The organism is Bacillus sp. OV322, from assembly GCF_900112495.1.
Taxonomy (GTDB): domain Bacteria; phylum Bacillota; class Bacilli; order Bacillales; family DSM-1321; genus Peribacillus.
The window spans coordinates 50,595-70,207 of the sequence record NZ_FOMA01000003.1 but is presented as its reverse complement, the minus strand read 5'-3'; the positions used below and the strand labels follow the sequence as shown (position 1 = coordinate 70,207).

Sequence of the window (19,613 nt, the reverse complement as noted above, 5' to 3'; positions counted from 1 at the left end):
CCTTTTTTTAGCACCTGATTTGCATGCTGGGCACAGTGTTCAATTCCACTTCATCACCCGTTTACTATGCAACACGGTCATGGATCCTGTACGAATCCTTATTGGGTAAGGATTCTACTTGCGAAATCGAAACGAGTCTTTTTGCTAGGGTTCCCAAACATGGATGAATTATACTCCAGGGGATCCAAGTAAAAAAACTGTTCTTCCTTCGTTTTCCACTGCCGAAACTTACCTTTATTTACGCTTTGAGATGGCCACTCCGTCTCCAATAGGAAGAATCACTGTATGATATTCCGGATGATTCATAAGCCACACGTTATAATCCTTTATTTTACGGACTAAATTGCGAATCCGTTTTGGTTCGATTTCTTCTTCATTCTCAGCGACCAGGCCTTTAAAGAGAACATTGTCCGTAATAATGATGCCATCACGGTTTAGAAATGCTTCATAAAGTTCAAAAAAACGCTTATATTGCCCTTTAGCTGCATCAATGAAGATGGCGTCATACATATAGAGGCCTGCTTCTTCACCTGTCTCAAGTGCGTCGCCTTCAATAAGCGTGATATCTTCCTGCTTGCCCATTTTTTTTATATTTTCACGTGCAAGCTGGGCACGTTCTCCGTCTCTTTCAATGGTCACGATTTTCGTGCCAGGAAGGGCGTCTGACATCCTGAGTGCTGAATATCCTATGGCTGCCCCTACTTCAAGAATCCTTTCAGGCTTTTGCAGCCTAAGTATCTGCAGCAAGGCCTCCATGCCTTCAGGCTCCATGATCGGTACTTGATGTTCTTTTGCGTACTCCTCCATTTCGGCAAATTCGCCGTTTCTGGCCGGCAGCAGGGAATGAAGATATTCCTCCAGGTTCTCCTTCAAGCTGATTCCTCCTTGGCTTATGTAACACTTTTTCTTTCTATCGCAGAAAAAACCCGGCAGCGGCCGAGCAGGACATTATTCTGAAAAAATTCACTTTGACTATTTTACCACAAAAAGAGGGAGAAAGTGAATATCTCTCCCCCAAAAGACTAATGATTAATTTTTGTCAGTAATATGCTCTGCCTTTAAACGATTATGTTCAGCAAGAGTTTTCGAATATAGGACCCGTCCGTCTCCTGTTGCAAGGAAATACAGATAATCTGTTTTAGCAGGCTTTAAAGCTGCCTCAATGGATATCTTTCCTGCATTTGAAATCGGCCCGGGAGGCAATCCTTTATTTTTATAGGTGTTATAAGGAGACAGAACTTTAAGGTCTTTGTAAAACACCTTTTTCTGGTGCTGGCCTTTTGCATATAGCACTGTCGGATCTGTCTGCAGCGGCATGTCTTCTTTAAGACGATTATAAAAAACAGAAGCTATCTTGCTGCGGTCCACCTTCTCCGTTGCTTCTTCCTCTATTAATGAAGAAATCGTCAAAAGCTTATGCGGTGTGAATTTTTTTGCCGCTATATCACTTTGATATGGACGAAGAGAATCATCTGTTTTCTTAAGCATCTGGGAAACAATTTCATCCAGAGACGGATTTGTTTTGAAAAATTCGTATGTGGCTGGATACAGATAGCCCTCTAACGGATACATCACGTTTTTGTTGTAGATTTCATCCTTCAGCAAATTCGGATATTTTTCCCTCATCTTCAGTACGAATGCTTTATTGTTCATCTCTTTAAATACTGTATCCGGCTGCCTGCCTGTTTTATCGGCAATGATTCCCGCAATCTGCACCAGCTGCTTGCCTTCTGGAATCGTAATTTTCAGCGCAGCTTGCTTCATAACCTTCCCGGTTTTGATGCTGCTGACAATTTCCTTGATATTCATGGAAGGTGACAGCTTATACTTCCCTGCCTGGAATCCGGCTTCGTTGCGGAACTTGATATAATACTTAAATACACGCGCGTTTTTAATGATACCTTTGCTTTCAAGGATCTCTGAAATTCCTCCGATTGAAGAATTGATCGGGATTTCAACCACTTTCACGCTCTTATCATCCGGATCTGCCGGCTTAAGCGCCGAACTGACGTAAAAGTACCCTCCGATGCCGATTGCGGCTCCAAGAAGCACAATCACGGCTACGACGATCAAAATGACCTTCCTCACCACACGCGCCTCACTCTGGCGCTCCAGCAAGCCATCCCGTATGTATTGCTTCTTCGTTATCTTATTTTTCTCTTTATCATCCATTCCCATTACCCCCTGCACGTCCAAACATTCACGTACCTGCAGTCCTTCTGACAGGAAGCCTGCTCGATTATTATACTAAAAACAGCCAAAAAATACATACAAATCACAAAATAACAGTAAATCCAGCAAATTTCACTCCTCTATTAATGACAAACAACCCCGCACTTTGTCAAGAAAACGTTTTACATGCGGGGTCAGACCCCTAAAAATAATACAAATTTGCGCATGAAAAAAGCAGGCTCATTTGTGAGCCTGCTTTTTCTGCTTTGTTACTCGCCTTCTTCTTCTTCAAGGTAAGTGTTCAGCATTTCTTCGATCATGTCCCATTCTTCGTCCGTTTCAACTGGAGATAGCTCTCCGTCTTTGTTGTCTTCGCTTGGCACGAATGATGATGCGTGGATTTCGATTTCTTCTTCATCATCGTCAGCAGAGATCGGGTAGTATAGTACATAAGATTTTTTGAATTCGTCAGAGTCAAATGTGAAAAGAACCTCACAAAGCTGTTCGTTTCCGTTATCGTCTACAATTGTAATATTATTTTCGCCATGTTCCATATTATTCACCTCATAAAGTATTGGCTTGTCTGTCAAGGAATCCCTGAAGAATCATGACAGCCGCCATTTTATCAATTACTTTCTTACGCTTGCTTCTGCTGACATCCGCTTCTAACAGCACCCGTTCAGCAGCCATTGTCGTAAGGCGCTCGTCCCAGAGGAAGACAGGAAGCTTGAACTTTTTCTCCAGGAGCTTGCTGAACTCCTGGCTTGCTTCCGCCCGCGGGCCCTCTGTTCCGTTCATATTCTTAGGAAGGCCGACAACGATTTTGGACACCTCATGCTCTTTGATGATTTCCCCTAATCGCTTAATGCCGAAATTCCTTTGATCTGCATCAATCTTCACAGTTTCTATACCCTGTGCAGTCCAGCCCATCGCGTCGCTTACCGCAACGCCGATGGTTTTTGAACCTAAATCAAGTCCCATAGTGCGCATGTATTATTTTCCCTCTCGATGGTGCTTCAAATACGATTTAACCAATTCCTCGATGATTTCATCCCGTTCCAGCTTGCGGATGATGTTTCTGGCATCCTGGTGGCGCGGAATATAGGCCGGGTCACCTGACAGAAGATACCCTACAATCTGATTGATGGGATTATAGCCTTTTTCCTGAAGGGCATTATGCACCTGGAAAAGGACCTCTTTTACATCTTGTTCAAACGGTTCTTCGGGAAAATTGAATTTCATCGTTTTATCAAAGGAACTCATATAATGCACCTCTCTTTTTGCGTTCAACAGCAAGAACGGGTTCGGACTCCTGATTCAATTGTACAACACTTCATATGCTTATGATATGGATTTTACCCATTCCTCAACAAAATTAAGCGCTGCATCCAATTTTTCGGGATCTTTTCCGCCTGCCTGAGCCATATCTGGACGGCCACCGCCTCCGCCGCCGCAGCGGGAAGCCACTTCTTTGATCAATTTGCCGGCATGATAGCCTTTTTCGATATAATCCTTTGTAACTCCTGCAATAAGATTCACTTTTTCTCCTTGTGCAGAGCCTAGTACTATAATGACAGAATTCAGCTTCTGCTTCAAATCATCAGCCATTGCACGAAGATTATTCATATCTGTTCCCTGTACGTTAGCTACAAGCACCTGAACGCCGTTGATTTCCTTCACTCTGGATACGAGATTAGCTGCTTCAATGTTGCTTAGCTTTGAAGACAGGCTTTCATTTTCCCGCTGAAGGTCCTTCATTTCGCCAAGGATGCCGTCAATGCGTACAGAAAGATCTCTCGGGTTTGCCTTCAATTTGGCACTGGCTTCCTTAAGCAGGGAGATTTGGTCGGCCATTTGCTTATAAGCAGATGCTCCAGTAACAGCCTCAATCCGTCGTGTGCCTGCACCAATTCCGCTTTCTGAGACAATCTTGAACAGTCCGATTACAGCCGTATTTGGCACATGGCATCCGCCGCACAGCTCAAGGCTGTAATCGCCGATGCGGACTACCCGCACGACCTTGCCGTACTTTTCGCCGAACAGTGCCATGGCGCCCATGGCTTTTGCTTCCTCGATGTCTTTATAATTTATGTCCACATCAAGGCTTTGCCAGATCTTCTGGTTGACGATTTCCTCAATTTGATCTAACTCCTCAGGCTTAATTTGGCCAAAATGAGAGAAATCGAAACGCAGACGGTCATTTTCAACCAAAGATCCTGCCTGATTGACATGTGTTCCTAAAACATCCTTCAAAGCCTGATGCAGAAGATGTGTGGCTGTATGGTTTTTCACTATGCCGCCTCTTTTTACCTGATCCACTACAGAAATGATTGTATCATCCTGCTTCAAAGTGCCGGCTGCAACACTGACTCTATGAAGATTCTGGCCATTCGGCGCTTTGTGGACATCAAGGACATTGAGCTTAACATCTTCGTTTACCATTGTGCCCCTGTCCGCAATCTGTCCGCCGCTTTCAGCATAGAATGGCGTTTCGCTCAAGATGACCTGAACCTCTTCCCCTTCATGCGCTTCAGTGACAAGCTCGCCGTTCTTAATAATGGCTGCCACGGTTCCTTCTGCTTCAAGCTTATCGTATCCGACAAATGTGCTTTCAACCTTCACATCGCCTAACACTCCGCCCTGGATCTGCATAGAATCCACATCCTGGCGTGCTGCACGCGCACGCTCACGCTGTGCTTCCATTTCACGCTCAAAGCCTTTCTGGTCGATCGTCATGCCGCCTTCTTCTTCGGCATACTCCTCTGTTAATTCAACAGGAAAACCGTATGTGTCATATAGGCGGAAAACGTCTGCACCCTGAATGATGGTGCTTCCTTTTTCTTTTTCCTTTTTCATCACGTCAAAAAGGATAGCCAGTCCGTCATGAAGTGTTTCGTGGAATCTTTCTTCTTCATTTTTCACTACTTTAGCAATAAATTCGGCTTTATCCTTCACCTCAGGATAGAAATCATACATGATTTCCCCGACAACCGGAACCAATTCATACATAAACGGCCGGTTGATGCCGATTTGTTTAGCATAGCGGACAGCGCGGCGCAGCAGGCGGCGCAGTACATAACCCCGTCCTTCATTTGAAGGGAGAGCACCGTCTCCTACAGCAAAGGTAACAGTACGGATATGGTCAGCAATGACCTTGAACGCCGTATCTTTTTCATTCTCTACGCGGTACTTTTCGCCTGAAATCCCTTCAACAGCATGAATGATCGGCATGAACAAATCTGTATCGAAGTTTGTCGGAACATCCTGAACAACAGATGCCATGCGTTCCAGTCCCATACCTGTATCAATGTTTTTCTTTGGCAGCGGAGTGTAAGAACCGTCCGGATTATGATTAAACTGTGAGAACACCAGGTTCCAAACTTCAAGATGGCGCTCATTTTCTCCGCCAGGATAAAGCTCGGGATCGTTCGGGTCGTCGCCGTAAGCAGGTCCGCGGTCATAGAAGATTTCTGTATTGGGACCGCTTGGGCCTTCACCGATATCCCAGAAGTTTTCTTCCAGCCTGATAATCCGCTCAGCAGGAAGGCCGATTTTTTTGTTCCAAAGCTCAAACGCTTCTTCATCTTCCGGGTGAATTGTTACAGCAAGCTTCTCCGGATCAAAGCCGATCCATTTTTCATCAGTCAAAAATTCCCATGCCCATGTGATAGCTTCTTCTTTGAAGTAATCGCCGATTGAGAAATTGCCCAGCATTTCAAAAAATGTATGGTGGCGGGCCGTTTTTCCGACATTTTCAATATCGTTTGTACGGATCGCTTTTTGTGCATTTGTAATCCTTGGATTTTCCGGTATGACCCGTCCATCAAAATATTTCTTCAGTGTTGCGACACCTGAATTAATCCAAAGCAAAGATGGATCATCATGCGGAACAAGCGGAGCACTTGGCTCAACATTGTGGCCTTTTTCTTTAAAGAAATCGAGATACATTTGGCGTATTTGTGCGCCTGTCAGCTTCTTCATCATTTTATCCTCCCTAAAATAGACACGTTGGCGTCCCGTCCTGGCATGGGTTTGATGCAGCAAAAAAACCGCAAACAAAAAACTCCCATCCCCTGACAGGGACGAGAGTTAGCTCGCGGTACCACCCTGATTATGAGTCTAATTGCATCACTCATCACCTTCATCATAGCCTTAACGCGGCGTAACGGCAGGTTTTAGCTGCCCTCCGGACTAGCTTTCAGCTGTTCTTCATCTGGAATTCCTCTCAGCCATGGAAATTCCTCTCTTATGTGCAGGGCACGAAGATGGTCTACAGCATACTCGATCCTTCAACGATTTTTCATTCTTATGTATTGGATTATATTCACAACATCCCGCTTTGTCAACACTGCAGTTAATTTCCCTTGCTTCCTGCCGGACCATACTTTGTGCGCTGTATAAAGTGATATCTTGCATGAAGCACAAATACTTTGATCACAGCCAGGATCGGCACAGCCAGAATCATGCCGAAAACCCCTGATATTTCCCCTCCGACAAGCAAGGCGACCATAATGAAGATGGGGTGCATGTGAAGGCTTTTCCCGACAATTAGAGGAGAGAGGATATTTCCCTCTAAAAACTGAAGCACAAGCACGATCAGGATCACGAAAATCATCATTTTTACTGACATTGATGCAGCAATAAGGACGGCAGGCACCGCCCCAAAAATTGGACCAAAATAGGGAATGACGTTGGTAATGCCAATAATGATCCCAAGAAGGAGCGGATATTTTATTCCAATCAGCCAAAACAGGAGCGCTGAAATAGCGCCAATGCTGATGCAAACAAGAATCTGTCCCCTGATATAGCCCCCAAGTGACACATCCACATCCCTCAGGAAGGCCATCCCCTGTTTACGCCACTTTTTCGGAGTTAAGTACCAGGCCATTTTTTTTATTGCTGCAAAGTCCTTCAAAATATAAAAAGCAATAAAAGGTATCAGAGACAAAAGCAAAATAAAATCAAATATTCTCATCAAATAGCCCATCACAACACTCATCAGGTCATTCAGACGGCTTTCTAACAGCTTCACACTATCCTCAAGGCGCTCATGAAAGCCAAAAGGCCAGGAAGCTGTCTTTTTCTCCAGAAGATCCATTAAGTAGCGGTACTGCCTGATCACATCCGGCGCACTGTCTGACAGCTCGCGAATCTGCGTGGTCATTGCAGGTATGCCTTTATATAGAGCAAGTCCCAGACCTCCGAAGAAAATCAGGTAAATGATCACAATCGACCATCCCCGCTTCATGCCCCGGTGATGCAGGATCTCGACGACAGGATGAAGCAAATAGGAAATAAACGCCCCGATAAACAGCGGCAAAAGCACCGTAAAACCTATCGTTACAACAGGCTTCCAGATTGGCTCAAGCTTCATGAAAATATAAAGGACAAAAAATAATAGCAGCAGAAAACCAAGGCGGTAAAACCACTTAAGCCGAATATCCATTCAATACGCCTCCTCGTAGTAGTTTTTGTGACTTTTTGGATTTTCATGCAAACCTCGGCCATTAATCGCGGATAACGTAAAAAAACCCGTCCATTGGACAGGTTTTTACATGCCGAACATCCGGTCATTTTCTTCAAACAAGTCATCAAGAGAGCTCAAGCTTCCGTCCTCTTCTACTTGATGAGTATTGATCATTCCATTTGACACGGACAGTTCTATAAAACAATTCCAGCAATAAAACTGGTTTACGCCAATTTTTCCGATATCCTTGCTTCTGCAATTCGGACATTTCATTTCCAAAGCAAACACCTCACAGATCATAGACAGAAACAATAATGGCGTCCTTGCCTAACGCTGGAGGAAGCCCGCATTCGACCATGCGCCTTCCCTCCGAAATTTCCGAAAAGAAACCATCTGTCGTTTCATATGCTACAATCGTGCCCATTTTTTCCTGGAAATATACGTCATGTAAAAGACCCAGCTCTTCTCCCGATTCTGACATGAGCATTTTCCCAAATAAATGATCTCCGCTGAATTTTTGCAGATTCTGCGGACATTTTATCTGCCGGAGTGAGGGATCATAATCCTCAATCACAACTCCATGCTCTCCAAATGAATAAACCTGGCCGAGCGGGATATAATAGGTTTTCTTAAAAAAAGCCTGCTGATGGACAATCACACCCGCTACATGCCCGTCTCCAGAAATGGCCAGATCACATATCATGCCAACCCGCTCTCCATCCTTGGAATACACAGGCAGTCCTTTAATTAAAGAAAATGTGCACATCATCCCGCCTCCGTTCAAGTTTTACATCGTGCCTGATCGCTTCTCTAAAAGCTTTACCATGATAGTATCCGTGATTTGCCTGCAAGAAATAAGGTGAAAGGTTTTCCATAGGGATCTGCATGAGTATTATTTTCCAAATAAATGGATAATCGCACTGAAATCTGCCCTCATTCGAGCCAAATTCATGACAATTAGAGCGATTCCGTCATGATTAGAGCCAATTCAAAAAATAGGCTGCCATGTACACAAAAAAAAATGCCCCGCCTACATAAAGTCATAAGGCGTGACATTTTTCATTCCGATCATTGGATCTGTTTTCATGAGTGCTGCTGTGTAATCTTCTGCTGTTTCTGTGGAAATTTCAGCAGATATGCTTTCGTTATCAGCGTCCTCATTATCATTCATAGTTTCCTGCAGCCGTGTGAGCAGTGTTGTTTTTCTTATTTCATTATTCCGCTCAACGCCCATACGAAGGGCATCTTCTTCACCGCAAAGGATGAGGAATTCCTTGCTCCGGGTGATACCTGTGTAAATCAGATTGCGCCGCAGCATCCGGTAATAGCTTTTTACAACAGGAAGAATGACAATCGGGAATTCGCTTCCCTGTGATTTATGGATCGAACAGCAATATGCGTGAGTAATCTGCGAAAGTTCCTGTTTGGTGTAGCTGACCTCAATTCCTTCAAAGGAAATAATGGCCTTATCCACTGAATCTGTATTTTCCTTGGCAAATAGGATAGAAACAATCTCACCCATATCCCCATTAAATACGCCGTTTTCCGGCTGGTTCACAAGCTGAAGGACTTTATCACCTGTCCGGAAAATTACATCGCCAAACCTTAATTCTCTGCGCTTTTCATTTTTATTGCTGTTAAAAACTTCCTGAAGCATTTTGTTTAAAGCATCAATCCCTGCTGGCCCCTTATACATCGGAGCCAACACCTGTATGTCCCTTGCTGTGTATCCTTTTTTACGGGCATTCTGTACGACCTTTTCGATTACCTGTGAAATCTGGCCTGTACCGCATTTTAGAAACGAACGGTCTCCCTGCTGCTTTTCCACATCAGGAGGAAGGCTGCCGCGTTTGATATCATGGGCGAGCTCAATGATGGAGGACCCTTCTTCCTGGCGGTAAATATGCTCAAGAGCCACTGTCGGCACGCAATTCGACCCAAGCAGATCTTTCAGCACCTGGCCCGGTCCGACTGAAGGCAGCTGGTCTTCATCTCCGACAAGAATAAGCTGGACATCATCAGGCAGGGCCTTGAACAGCTGCTGTGCAAGCCAGGTGTCGACCATGGAGGTTTCGTCGATGATGACAATCCGGCCATTGATCGGGTTATCTTCATCATGGGAAAATCCCTCGCTTCCATTCCATCCAAGCAGGCGGTGAATGGTGACAGCAGGCAGCCCGGTTGATTCAGCCATCCTTTTGGCCGCCCGCCCTGTTGGAGCAGCAAGCACAAACGGAAAAGGGTCTTCTTCTTTTATGTAATCTTTTATCTCCATGGACACTCCATGCAGCTCACTGTATAGCTCAACAATCCCTTTAATGACCGTAGTTTTCCCTGTACCGGGCCCTCCAGTCAAAATGAGCATCGGAGACTGGAGCGCCGTCTGTATCGCTTCCTTTTGCGCAGGGGCATAGTCTACACCAAGCCGCTCTTCAAGCTTTCCAAGTGCAAGAAGAAATTCAGACTCCGGAAACTGATCCTGATATTGGGTTTGCCCGAGAATCCGTTTAATATTGGTTACAATCCCTTTTTCAGAATAATAAAGAGAAGGAAGGTAAACTCGCATGCCTTCCTTGATAATCTTACCTTCTTCTCCCAATTTGACGATTTCCGAGGAAATATCAGTAAACTCTATACGATCCCGTTTATTTTCTTCCAAAAGTTTTTTGACACTCTCAAGGAGTGCCTCCGCTTCAAGATATGTATTGCCTTCCTGAAGGCACTGCGATTCTAAGGTATATAAACAGGCCGCCTTGATTCTGTCCGGATGGGAACCAGCTATTCCAAGCTGATATCCAAGCTCATCTGCACGCCCGAAACCAATCCCCTCAATATCTTCTACAAGCTTATAAGGATTGCTTTGAAGCATGGAAACAGTGTCCTGCTTGTACATCTGATAAATCTTCATCGACAGCTGCGGGCCAAACCCGTATTGATTCAGGGCAATCATCACCTGTTCGAGCCCCTGATGCTCAATCAGCGTGTCATAAAATGCCTTCGCCTTTTCACCGGATAGCTTAGGGATTCCGTCCAGCAGGGAAGGCTGTGCAAGGATTTTTGAAATCGCGTTCTCCCCGACAGCCTCCACGATGCTTTCGGCTGTTTTTTTTCCGATTCCCTTAAAGAGATCGCTTGATAAATAATTAATGATTCCTTCTTTTGACTGCGGCATTTCTTTACGGAAATGCTCGACATGAAACTGCATCCCGAACCGGGGATGCTCTTTTAAAATCCCGTAAAAGGTATACGTCTCATCTTCATGAATACGAGGGAAGTAGCCTGTCACAACCGCTTCCTTTTCATCATAGTTCAAATTGGTCTCATCAACACGGATCCGCACAACCGAGTACATATTGCCTTCATTATGAAAAATAGTGACAAGCTGGCGCCCTTTCATAAACGGTTTTTCTTCTGAGAACAAATCCAGCGAATCCTGCTGTCCCATAGCGCTTCCCTCCTTTCATGAGAATGAATTAATTTTCTTCTGTTTCAGAAAGCGACTTAATCAGTTTCACACCGTGTGCTGCAAGCATATGGTCCGGCTGAACTTCAAGCGCTTTTTCAAAATACTCCAAGGCCTTCTCAGCATCTTCAAAATATCCGGCATAAGCAACTCCTAGATTATAATAAGCATCACCATGATTAGGATCCTGCTCAACAATTTGTTTCAGCTGATTAACCAGCTCATCATAAAGCTCAAGTCCAGCCAGGCTTAATGCAAACTGAAATCTTGCGTCAACATCGGCCGGATTCAATTCAACGGCACGCTGCAGGTAGGGCATGGCCAGTTTCTGCTGATCCAGGGACATGAGCGAAAGTCCCAGCATAAAGTATGCATCACTGTTATTCAGGCCGTTTGAAACCGCCTTTTGAAACATTTCAGATGCCGCTTGAAACTTCTCTGTATCATAATATAAATTGCCAAGCGAATAATAAGCAGCCGCAGCTTTCTCATCAAGTCCGATGGCTTTTTGGTAAAAATTCTCCGCTTTATCAAGCTCGCCTACTGCAGTAAGCACATTCCCGAAATTAATATATGCCACAGGATCCTTCGGGCTTTCTTCAATCGCCTCTGAAAATACCTTTACTGCTTCTTCGTACTTGCCTTCTTGCATAAACTGAATTCCTTGCTGATTTTTATCCATAATATCTCACGCTCCAATTTTTCTACATTGAATTATACCATAAAATTAAAAAACAAAGCTCCCTGGAAGATGTGCTTTCTGATTATAAAATGACACATCAAAGGTCCATTCATCAAAAACTTCATTCTGATTTTAGCTCACTGAAAATCTTCATTTTTTTGATAGCCCAGTGACTTTCATATAGTCTGGCACTATTATAAACTGTTCAGAATCTCTTTTATTATAAGAAATCGCGCTTGATTTTTTCCAGTTAATTGGATAATCGATTCAATTACGCCTTGATTAGAGCCAAATCCCCTTCCATTAGAGCGAAATCCAGTCCCATTCGAGCCAGATTCCCTAGGATTCGAGCCAAACCGAAATTCTGGCCTGAAATGAGATACCAATAGGAAACTTTGTCTCCTGTTTTTACTGCAAACAGCTGTATCATATCCTGAATGTGAATCAGCCTTATTGAATTCCCATTCTGGATAGACAATCCCCATTAAAATAACAAAAAAGCCAAATCCCTCAAATAAGGAATTTGACTTTTTTAATGCAAAAGATTTTCAAGACTCATGCGGGCTCAGCGCACGCCCCGCGGAAAGCGAAGCATCCCTTCGCTCCAAACAGCCGGTTAATGTAACAAAGTTAACCAGATTTCACTCAGGAGTTCGCCCGGTATTAACCCACATAGGTTAATTTTTTTCCGTCTTTAAAGATTTCATCGATCGTTCCGCCGCCAAGACATACTTCACCATCGTAAAAAACGACAGCTTGTCCTGGAGTGACTGCACGGCTTGGCTCGAAGAAAATCACTTCCACATCTCCGTCCTCTTTCACTTTGACAGTTACCTTGCTGTCCGGCTGGCGGTAGCGGAATTTGGCAGTACATGTGAATTCTTGAGATGGTGCATGGTCCGCCACCCAGCTTACATTCACTGCGTTAATGGAATCCGAGTAAAGTTTTTCATTGTCAAAGCCTTGTCCTACATACAAGATGTTTTTCTTAAGATCTTTTCCAATGACAAACCATGGTTCCCCGCTTCCGCCGATTCCAAGTCCATGGCGCTGGCCGATTGTATGGTACATCAATCCATCATGACGGCCCATGACTACACCGTCAAGAGTTTCCATATTGCCTGGCTGTGCCGGAAGATAGCCGCTGAGAAATTCCTTGAAGTTTCTTTCGCCGATAAAGCAGATTCCTGTTGAATCTTTTTTTGCGGCAGTGGCAAGGCCTGCTTCCTGGGCAATTTTACGGACTTCTTTTTTATCAATACCTCCAAGCGGGAACATCACTTTTTCCAGCTGGCTTTGAGTTAATTGGTTCAAGAAATACGTCTGGTCTTTATTTTCGTCCACACCGCGGAGCATTTTGTAGTCTACATCGCGGAATTCCACCTGGGCATAATGGCCGGTAGCCAGATAATCCGCACCAAGGCTGACTGCATGTTCAAGGAAAGCCTTGAATTTGATTTCCTTATTGCACATAACATCTGGGTTTGGTGTTCTTCCTGCTTTGTATTCATCCAAAAAGTAGGTAAACACTTTGTCCCAGTATTGTTTTTCGAAATTTACTGCGTAATATGGTATGCCGATCTGGTTGCAGACGGCAATTACATCATTGTAATCTTCTGTTGCGGTGCACACACCGTTTTCATCGGTATCGTCCCAGTTTTTCATGAAAATCCCGACTACATCATAGCCCTGGTTTTTCAGCATGAGAGCTGCAACAGAAGAATCGACTCCACCAGACATGCCGACTACGACACGGGTGTCTTTTGGCGCTTTATTCATCTTTCTGCTCCTTTAAAACTTTATTTTAGCAATCTGCGAATGATTTTTGCAGTTTCCTCCGCTGCCTGCCTTACTTGTTCTTCCGTATTATTCAAACCGAAGCTGAAACGGATTGAGTTTTTCGTGCGTTCGGAGTTTTTTCCGAACATCGCTACAAGAACATGTGAAGGCTCAATCGAACCAGCTGTGCACGCAGATCCGCTGGATACAGCGACCCCTGCCAAATCCAGGTTGACGAGCATCGATTCGACATTCGTTCCCGGAAAGCTGAAGTTGATCACATGCGGCAGTGTGTTTTCCAGTGAGCCATTCAGCTCATACCGGACACCCTGTTCATTCATGACAGAAAGCATAATGTTCTTGAATTCTTTGTATTGCTTAGCTTTTTCTTCTCTAGAAGCTTGGGCAATAGCGGCTGCTTTAGCAAAACCTGCAATCGCAGGCACACTTTCTGTACCCGCTCTCCGCTTGCGCTCCTGATCGCCGCCATATAGATGCGGCTGGTGTTTGATGCCATTTTTCACGTATAAAAAACCGATTCCCTTAGGGCCATTGATCTTATGCGCCGAAACAGAAAGCAAATCCACTCCGAGTTCGTTCACATCCAAATCCGCCAATCCATAAGCCTGTACAGCATCAGTATGGAAATAAGCTGGATGGTTCTTTAGAATCCTGCCTATTTCGCCGATAGGCTGCACTGCGCCGGTTTCATTATTGGCATACATTACAGAAACAAGGATCGTATCCTCTCTTAGAGCTTTCTTCAAGTCGTCAAGAGAAACGATTCCTTCCTCGCTGACGGGCAGATACGTGACCTCAAACCCGGACTTTTCGAGAAAATGGCATGTATGAAGAATAGCATGATGTTCAATTTCAGTGGTAATAATGTGCTTGCCCCTCGCCTGGCTGCTAAAGGCAATTCCAGTCAGTGCGGTGTTATCTGCCTCCGTGCCGCCGCTTGTAAAAATGATTTCATTTTGTGCGGCACCGATGCTGCCTGCAATCACAGCACGTGATTCATCGAGAATATGACGTGCCTGCCTGCCAAATGAATGGATGCTGGACGGATTACCAAAGTCCCCTTCCATCACCTTCATCATTGTACTGATGACTTCCGGATGCATAGGAGAGGTTGCCGCATGATCCAAATAGATTTTTTCCACTTTTTTCATCCTCCAATAAGAAAACCAGCCAGCACCCTGAAAAAATCAAGCGCTGGCAGGTGTAGCATTAGATATAATACATATAAGAATCTTGCTCGCCGCTGTCATTATAATTGGCAAGGTCGTCAAGCGTTGTGCTGTCCAAAACATCCTTGACAGCGTCTCTGATGCGGATCCAAAGCTGGCGCTTGACCGGCTCTTCATCCTCAATTCCTTCTACAGGTGTAATCGGGCCTTCAAGCACCCGGATGATATCTCCGGATGTGATTTCCTTTGGATCGCGTCCAAGTACATATCCGCCATAAGCTCCTCGGATACTGCGGACAAGTCCTGCATTTCTAAGAGGTGCAATCAGCTGTTCCAGGTAGTGCTCGGACAAATCATGTGCATTGGCAATCGACTTAAGTGAAGTCGGGCCTTCTCCATGTTTTTTTGCAAGCTCAATCATAATAGTCAAGCCGTAACGGCCTTTTGTTGAGATTCTCATAGTTTTTACACCTCAATTTTTTTTGATGCTTTAAATCTATATATGTGATTCTTGGTTTAGTGTTTTAAAACCGCAGTCGGCACAAGAAATTATAGCACACAACCGCCATAAATGCATTTCCCCTTCATTATATAGTATGATAAGGACAGAAACCTACTTGATTCCAGGAGAGGTGCTTATGAATATTAAACCGCTCGCTTTCCGTATGCGTCCCCATTCGATTGAAGATATCATCGGACAGGACCATCTTACAGGCGATGGAAAAATTATCAATCGCATGGTCAAAGCCAAACAGCTTTCCTCCATGATTCTATATGGTCCGCCCGGCGTCGGGAAAACATCGATTGCAAGTGCGATAGCCGGGAGCACCAAATTTGCTTTCCGCACGCTGAATGCCGTTACCAATAATAAAAAAGATATGGAAATCGTCGCAGCGGAGGCGAAAATGTCAGGCAGGGTCATCCTTTTGCTCGATGAAGTCCACCGTCTCGATAAGGCCAAACAGGACTTCCTCTTGCCATATCTTGAAAATGGAATGATTACGCTCATCGGTGCCACAACTAGCAATCCGTATCATGCAATCAATCCCGCTATCCGGAGCCGCTGCCAGATTTTTGAATTAAAGCCGCTTGAAACAGATGATATTGTGACGGCACTGGTGCGTGCCCTTGAGGACAGTGAACACGGTCTTGGCAATTATAAGACTAATGTCAGCAAGGAGGCACTCACACATCTTGCTCAGGCATCGAACGGAGATGTCCGCAGTGCGCTAAATGCACTTGAGCTTGCTGTCATTTCAACGGAACCTGATGAAGACGGGATAATTTCGGTAGATGTAAAAACCGCTGAAGAATGCATTCAGAAAAAGAGTTTTTCACACGATAAAGATGGAGATGCCCACTACGATGTGCTCTCCGCTTTCCAGAAATCCATCCGCGGCAGCGATGTGAATGCAGCCCTGCATTATCTGGGCCGTCTAGCTGAAGCAGGCGATCTTGTCTCGATTGCCCGCCGCCTTGCCGTGATTGCTTATGAAGACATCGGCCTGGCAAGCCCGCAGGCAGGAGCGAGAACGCTTGCCGCAATTGAAACGGCTGAACGCCTCGGTTTTCCTGAAGCCCGGATTCCGCTCGCCAATGCCGTCATCGAACTCTGCTTATCGCCAAAATCAAATTCCGCCATCATGGCCATTGATTCGGCCCTGGCAGACATCAGAGCAGGAAAAAGCGGCGATGTTCCCGATCACTTGAAGGACGCCCATTATAAAGGGGCAAAAGAGCTCGGCCGAGGAATTGACTACCTTTATCCGCACAATTATGAAAATGGCTGGGTCAAACAGCAGTATCTGCCAAACAAACTCCGGGGCAAACAATACTACCAGCCCAAAAAAAGCGGCAAATTCGAACAGGCTCTCAGTGCCGTATACGATAAAATTGAAAAAGCCCCTCATTCCGGCAAACGCTGACCGGAATCGGGGGCTTTTTGTATATATAGCCACGGTAAAAAGGGAAAAATCGATTAACAGGAGGAGACAGCCGATTTTAGCCGGCGGGGGAAATCATAAACCCACCAACTAAAAAAGAGCAGTCCCAAGTAGAGACTGCCCCAAATTACTTTTATTATTGTTCTATTTTTTCAACAGACACACCTGGAATAGATATTTTCCCGCCCATTGTAGAATCATAAGAGATTAAACCAGTAGATAATCCCATGATCGTAATCTTATCGTTTTCTAAAACTCTGGACTCTACAATAGAAGGGTCAAATTCAGCAAACAGGATTCTATCGTAATCATCGTTAACAGCAAATCGTATCTGTACAGTATCGTCACCTTCAATGACCTGAACAACCGTACCGTTAAATTTAACTTTTTCACCAATATAATTATCAGGGGTTCTTGCTAATTGGCTATACGTAGTTCCTGTATCGTAGCCTCTCTTTTCTTTTTCTTCTGCTAATCTATCTGCTTCAGCCTGAGCCTTTGCCTCAGCTTCAGCTTTTGCTTTCTCTTCGGCTTCTTTCTTTGCTTTAGCAGCTGCTTCCTTTTTCTTCAATTCAGCTTCTTTTTCTTTGCGCTCAGCTTCTTGTAATTTAAAAAATGGAGCCGCTTCTTTTACTTTAGCGGAAAGCTTTTTGTTCTCATCAGCTAAGTTAGCTAACCGTATATTTCTTTGTTCGATTATATTATTCAGTTCCTCATTTTTATTTGCAGCTGCATCGACTTCCTCTTTTGAAGGGCCCATGTTTCCTCCAATAATGAGTGCAATAAGGGCAGTTAAAATATATGCCCATCTTCTTTTCGCAAAACCTAAAACTTTGTTCACATAAATCATCCTTTTCTTGTTGTTTAATAAATAAAAAGAACCAAGGAATTTAACCCCGGTTCATAGTATAGCAATCATATCCGACCTCTGGATAGGGTAATAACTCCTATTAAATGACTGGCTGATCAATCTCTCCCAAGCAGGAGCAAACTTTAAGTAAATAGGTTTTTATCAAAAAGGGCTTTTACATAATTTTATTTTAGCGATTGGCTGATTCCTACCTGAATTTGTGCTAATACAAGAGTGTATTTGGCGTAATCATGCGAATTTGTAAGATTATCATGCAGATTCCCCCTAAAATCGTGCGACTTCGGACGAAAATCATGCAACTTTTTGAATGAATCGTGCAGCTTCTGAACAAAATCATGCAACTGCAATAAATAGAGAAAAATACAAACTCTTTAATTGTTAAGCAACCCCGCTAGGCTGTATCTTCTATCCTTAGTCGAACCTGTATAGGGAAGCTGCAAGGAAGAGAGCATTCTTGCTGCTATTGACGCTGAACTGATACCAAGAAATTCACGCAGTTCCTGGTTGCTAATCGTCTCTCCCCATAAAAGAAGGTAGTCCCGCAATGCATCTATATGGGCTTCTTTAGATGCTGCTCCGCATTGAGTACAGATCCATTTGCCGTACTCTCTTTTCATTAAAAACGGAGAGCAATCCAGGCACACGACTCCCTTAATGAGTTCATGTTTCGTGATTTGATATTTTTCCAAAACACTCCTGTTATCTGGGATTTGGTTTTTTAAGAGGGTTTTTGAGATTCTTGCAAGGGCTTTTTCCGTAAGTGCGTCATGATTATGCTTGTTTTCGAGGTTTGATAATCTGCTGATGAGATTAGCGCTATGCGTGACAAGGCGTTTGACTTCCGTAGGGTTTTCAGGAGGCATGATGTAAGTGTAGGGATTGGAGATCACAACAAGTGTCTCTATGGGGATTTCGGGGAGTTTTCGGATTTTCAGCCAATTTTTCAGCTGGAGCTGCTGACGTTTCACCTGTGTAATCGGATCCGGAAATGTTTCTTCCTTATTGTTAATCCTTCTGACAAGCTGTTTAAAAGTTCGGTCAAAAAGCAGTGAACCGGAAAAATTCTTCACCTCTAGTATTAAAAAGAAACGGGTACACATTAACAAAGTATCTATCTGAAAAGTGTACTCTCCATCGAGAAGCCTGATGTCATGGAAAATCCGTATTGATTTATCGGGAATCAGTCGTAAATAATAATCTAGCGACAGCTCTCCTTTAAAGCCCGACATTCTTCTTGAGAGCTCATCCTCCATTTCCTTTCGCTTTTCATGCTGGCTTGGGATACGCCTCAAAAGTGCTTCAAGCTTTTGAATATACAAGGGCCTGCTTTGAACTTTATTTATCAAGGCTCATTTCTCCTTTTAGTACCAATTATAAATCTCTATGGTAATTGTGCATACAATTACTTTAAAACCTTTCATCCGTAAGCAAACAGGAAAGAAGCCCTTCCACAAAGAAGGGCCTATCATACAAATATATCAATGCGCCAATTCAGACTTGATTAATTCGCCAGTTGCAGCATCTATGCTGAAATGCCAGGTGTTTCTTCCATACTTGTCTGCTTTTGCCGGACTGCCCTCACAGACAACGGTTGGTTTTTTATCAACAGATGATAAATAGGAAAGCTTATATTCTGGTGGGGCAGCTGTTTCAAATGCCAGTGTCCCGTCTAAACGCCAGCCTATTAACTTGGTATTTCCCTGTCCGTCTGCGGCAATGGCCATTATAAGAGATTCCATGATATACAATCTCGCATTTTCCAGGTGTTCACATTGCACCTCGGTCTTACCGTCAAATTCCCAGGTGATCGATCCTGATGTTTTGTCATAGGCCAGAATTTCTTTTCCGTCAAATGTCAGGAAGTGAATCTGATTTTCGGAAAAATTTTCGCCGCATACAATGTATATATAGTTCTCGTCCGCATCTAAGTTGGCAAAGTTAATATTTGATAGTGCAACTTGTACTTCTTTTCCCTCATATGTCCAGCCGACACTTTCTAAATCCCAGGAAAAATCTATAATTTCCATACTCATACTCCTTTATTTA

The 19,613-nt window shown here is 44.1% G+C and carries 19 protein-coding genes; 1 reads left to right on the top strand and 18 read right to left on the bottom strand.

Annotation, left to right across the window (positions count from 1 at the left end):
* Nucleotides 1-234: 234 nt before the first annotated feature.
* The 15 genes from BM126_RS08035 to cymR form a co-directional block, all read right to left on the bottom strand.
* Nucleotides 235-873 carry an O-methyltransferase gene (locus BM126_RS08035; RefSeq protein WP_256213027.1) on the bottom strand — a complete coding sequence of 213 codons (639 nt, stop codon included), beginning with the start codon at nucleotides 871-873 and terminating at the stop codon, nucleotides 235-237.
* A gap of 156 nt (nucleotides 874-1,029) precedes the next feature.
* Nucleotides 1,030-2,178 (bottom strand): endolytic transglycosylase MltG, encoded by a 1,149-nt coding sequence (mltG, locus tag BM126_RS08030; protein WP_090989044.1) that lies wholly within the window; start codon nucleotides 2,176-2,178, stop codon nucleotides 1,030-1,032.
* 263 nt (nucleotides 2,179-2,441) lie between these two features.
* Entirely contained in the window at nucleotides 2,442-2,726 is a 285-nt protein-coding gene (locus BM126_RS08025; protein WP_071350569.1) for a DUF1292 domain-containing protein, read from the bottom strand.
* A gap of 10 nt (nucleotides 2,727-2,736) precedes the next feature.
* The gene (gene ruvX, locus BM126_RS08020; RefSeq protein WP_071350570.1) at nucleotides 2,737-3,162 is read right to left on the bottom strand and encodes a Holliday junction resolvase RuvX; all 426 of its coding nucleotides are present in this window, start codon (nucleotides 3,160-3,162) and stop codon (nucleotides 2,737-2,739) included.
* Between the two features lie 3 nt (nucleotides 3,163-3,165).
* Nucleotides 3,166-3,435 (bottom strand): IreB family regulatory phosphoprotein, encoded by a 270-nt coding sequence (locus BM126_RS08015; protein ID WP_071350571.1) that lies wholly within the window; start codon nucleotides 3,433-3,435, stop codon nucleotides 3,166-3,168.
* 78 nt (nucleotides 3,436-3,513) lie between these two features.
* Complete coding sequence (gene alaS, locus BM126_RS08010) at nucleotides 3,514-6,153, bottom strand: alanine--tRNA ligase (protein ID WP_090989043.1); 2,640 nt, start codon at nucleotides 6,151-6,153, stop codon at nucleotides 3,514-3,516.
* 373 nt (nucleotides 6,154-6,526) lie between these two features.
* Complete coding sequence (locus tag BM126_RS08005; RefSeq protein WP_090989042.1) at nucleotides 6,527-7,618, bottom strand: AI-2E family transporter; 1,092 nt, start codon at nucleotides 7,616-7,618, stop codon at nucleotides 6,527-6,529.
* 105 nt (nucleotides 7,619-7,723) lie between these two features.
* On the bottom strand, nucleotides 7,724-7,912 hold the full coding sequence (locus BM126_RS08000) for a hypothetical protein (protein ID WP_090989398.1): 189 nt from the start codon (nucleotides 7,910-7,912) through the stop codon (nucleotides 7,724-7,726).
* A 16-nt stretch (nucleotides 7,913-7,928) separates the two neighbouring features.
* Nucleotides 7,929-8,405 (bottom strand): PRC-barrel domain-containing protein, encoded by a 477-nt coding sequence (locus tag BM126_RS07995; RefSeq protein WP_090989041.1) that lies wholly within the window; start codon nucleotides 8,403-8,405, stop codon nucleotides 7,929-7,931.
* Nucleotides 8,406-8,669: 264 nt separating this feature from the next.
* Entirely contained in the window at nucleotides 8,670-11,084 is a 2,415-nt protein-coding gene (locus tag BM126_RS07990; protein ID WP_090989040.1) for an SF1B family DNA helicase RecD2, read from the bottom strand.
* Nucleotides 11,085-11,112: 28 nt separating this feature from the next.
* Nucleotides 11,113-11,784 (bottom strand): tetratricopeptide repeat protein, encoded by a 672-nt coding sequence (locus BM126_RS07985; protein ID WP_090989039.1) that lies wholly within the window; start codon nucleotides 11,782-11,784, stop codon nucleotides 11,113-11,115.
* A gap of 271 nt (nucleotides 11,785-12,055) precedes the next feature.
* Nucleotides 12,056-12,262, bottom strand: coding sequence for a hypothetical protein (locus BM126_RS07980; RefSeq protein WP_090989038.1), 207 nt, complete (start codon nucleotides 12,260-12,262; stop codon nucleotides 12,056-12,058).
* Nucleotides 12,263-12,447: 185 nt separating this feature from the next.
* On the bottom strand, nucleotides 12,448-13,563 hold the full coding sequence (gene mnmA, locus BM126_RS07975) for a tRNA 2-thiouridine(34) synthase MnmA (protein ID WP_090989037.1): 1,116 nt from the start codon (nucleotides 13,561-13,563) through the stop codon (nucleotides 12,448-12,450).
* Between the two features lie 20 nt (nucleotides 13,564-13,583).
* Nucleotides 13,584-14,726 (bottom strand): cysteine desulfurase family protein, encoded by a 1,143-nt coding sequence (locus BM126_RS07970; RefSeq protein ID WP_090989397.1) that lies wholly within the window; start codon nucleotides 14,724-14,726, stop codon nucleotides 13,584-13,586.
* A gap of 67 nt (nucleotides 14,727-14,793) precedes the next feature.
* Nucleotides 14,794-15,213, bottom strand: coding sequence for a cysteine metabolism transcriptional regulator CymR (gene cymR, locus BM126_RS07965; protein ID WP_071350579.1), 420 nt, complete (start codon nucleotides 15,211-15,213; stop codon nucleotides 14,794-14,796).
* A gap of 184 nt (nucleotides 15,214-15,397) precedes the next feature.
* On the opposite strand from cymR, the gene BM126_RS07960 reads away from it, so the two are divergent.
* A complete protein-coding gene (locus tag BM126_RS07960; RefSeq protein WP_177201389.1) occupies nucleotides 15,398-16,678 on the top strand; it encodes a replication-associated recombination protein A in 1,281 nt (426 codons plus the stop codon).
* Between the two features lie 154 nt (nucleotides 16,679-16,832).
* On the opposite strand, the gene BM126_RS07955 is transcribed toward BM126_RS07960, so the two are convergent.
* The 3 genes from BM126_RS07955 to BM126_RS07945 all read right to left on the bottom strand — a co-directional run bounded on the left by BM126_RS07955 (nucleotide 16,833) and on the right by BM126_RS07945 (nucleotide 19,594).
* Nucleotides 16,833-17,546 (bottom strand): toxin regulator, encoded by a 714-nt coding sequence (locus tag BM126_RS07955; protein ID WP_256213026.1) that lies wholly within the window; start codon nucleotides 17,544-17,546, stop codon nucleotides 16,833-16,835.
* Nucleotides 17,547-17,938: 392 nt separating this feature from the next.
* On the bottom strand, nucleotides 17,939-18,913 hold the full coding sequence (locus tag BM126_RS07950; protein ID WP_090989034.1) for a nuclease-related domain-containing protein: 975 nt from the start codon (nucleotides 18,911-18,913) through the stop codon (nucleotides 17,939-17,941).
* Between the two features lie 132 nt (nucleotides 18,914-19,045).
* Nucleotides 19,046-19,594, bottom strand: coding sequence for a hypothetical protein (locus tag BM126_RS07945; protein ID WP_090989033.1), 549 nt, complete (start codon nucleotides 19,592-19,594; stop codon nucleotides 19,046-19,048).
* Between the last annotated feature and the right edge of the window lie 19 nt (nucleotides 19,595-19,613).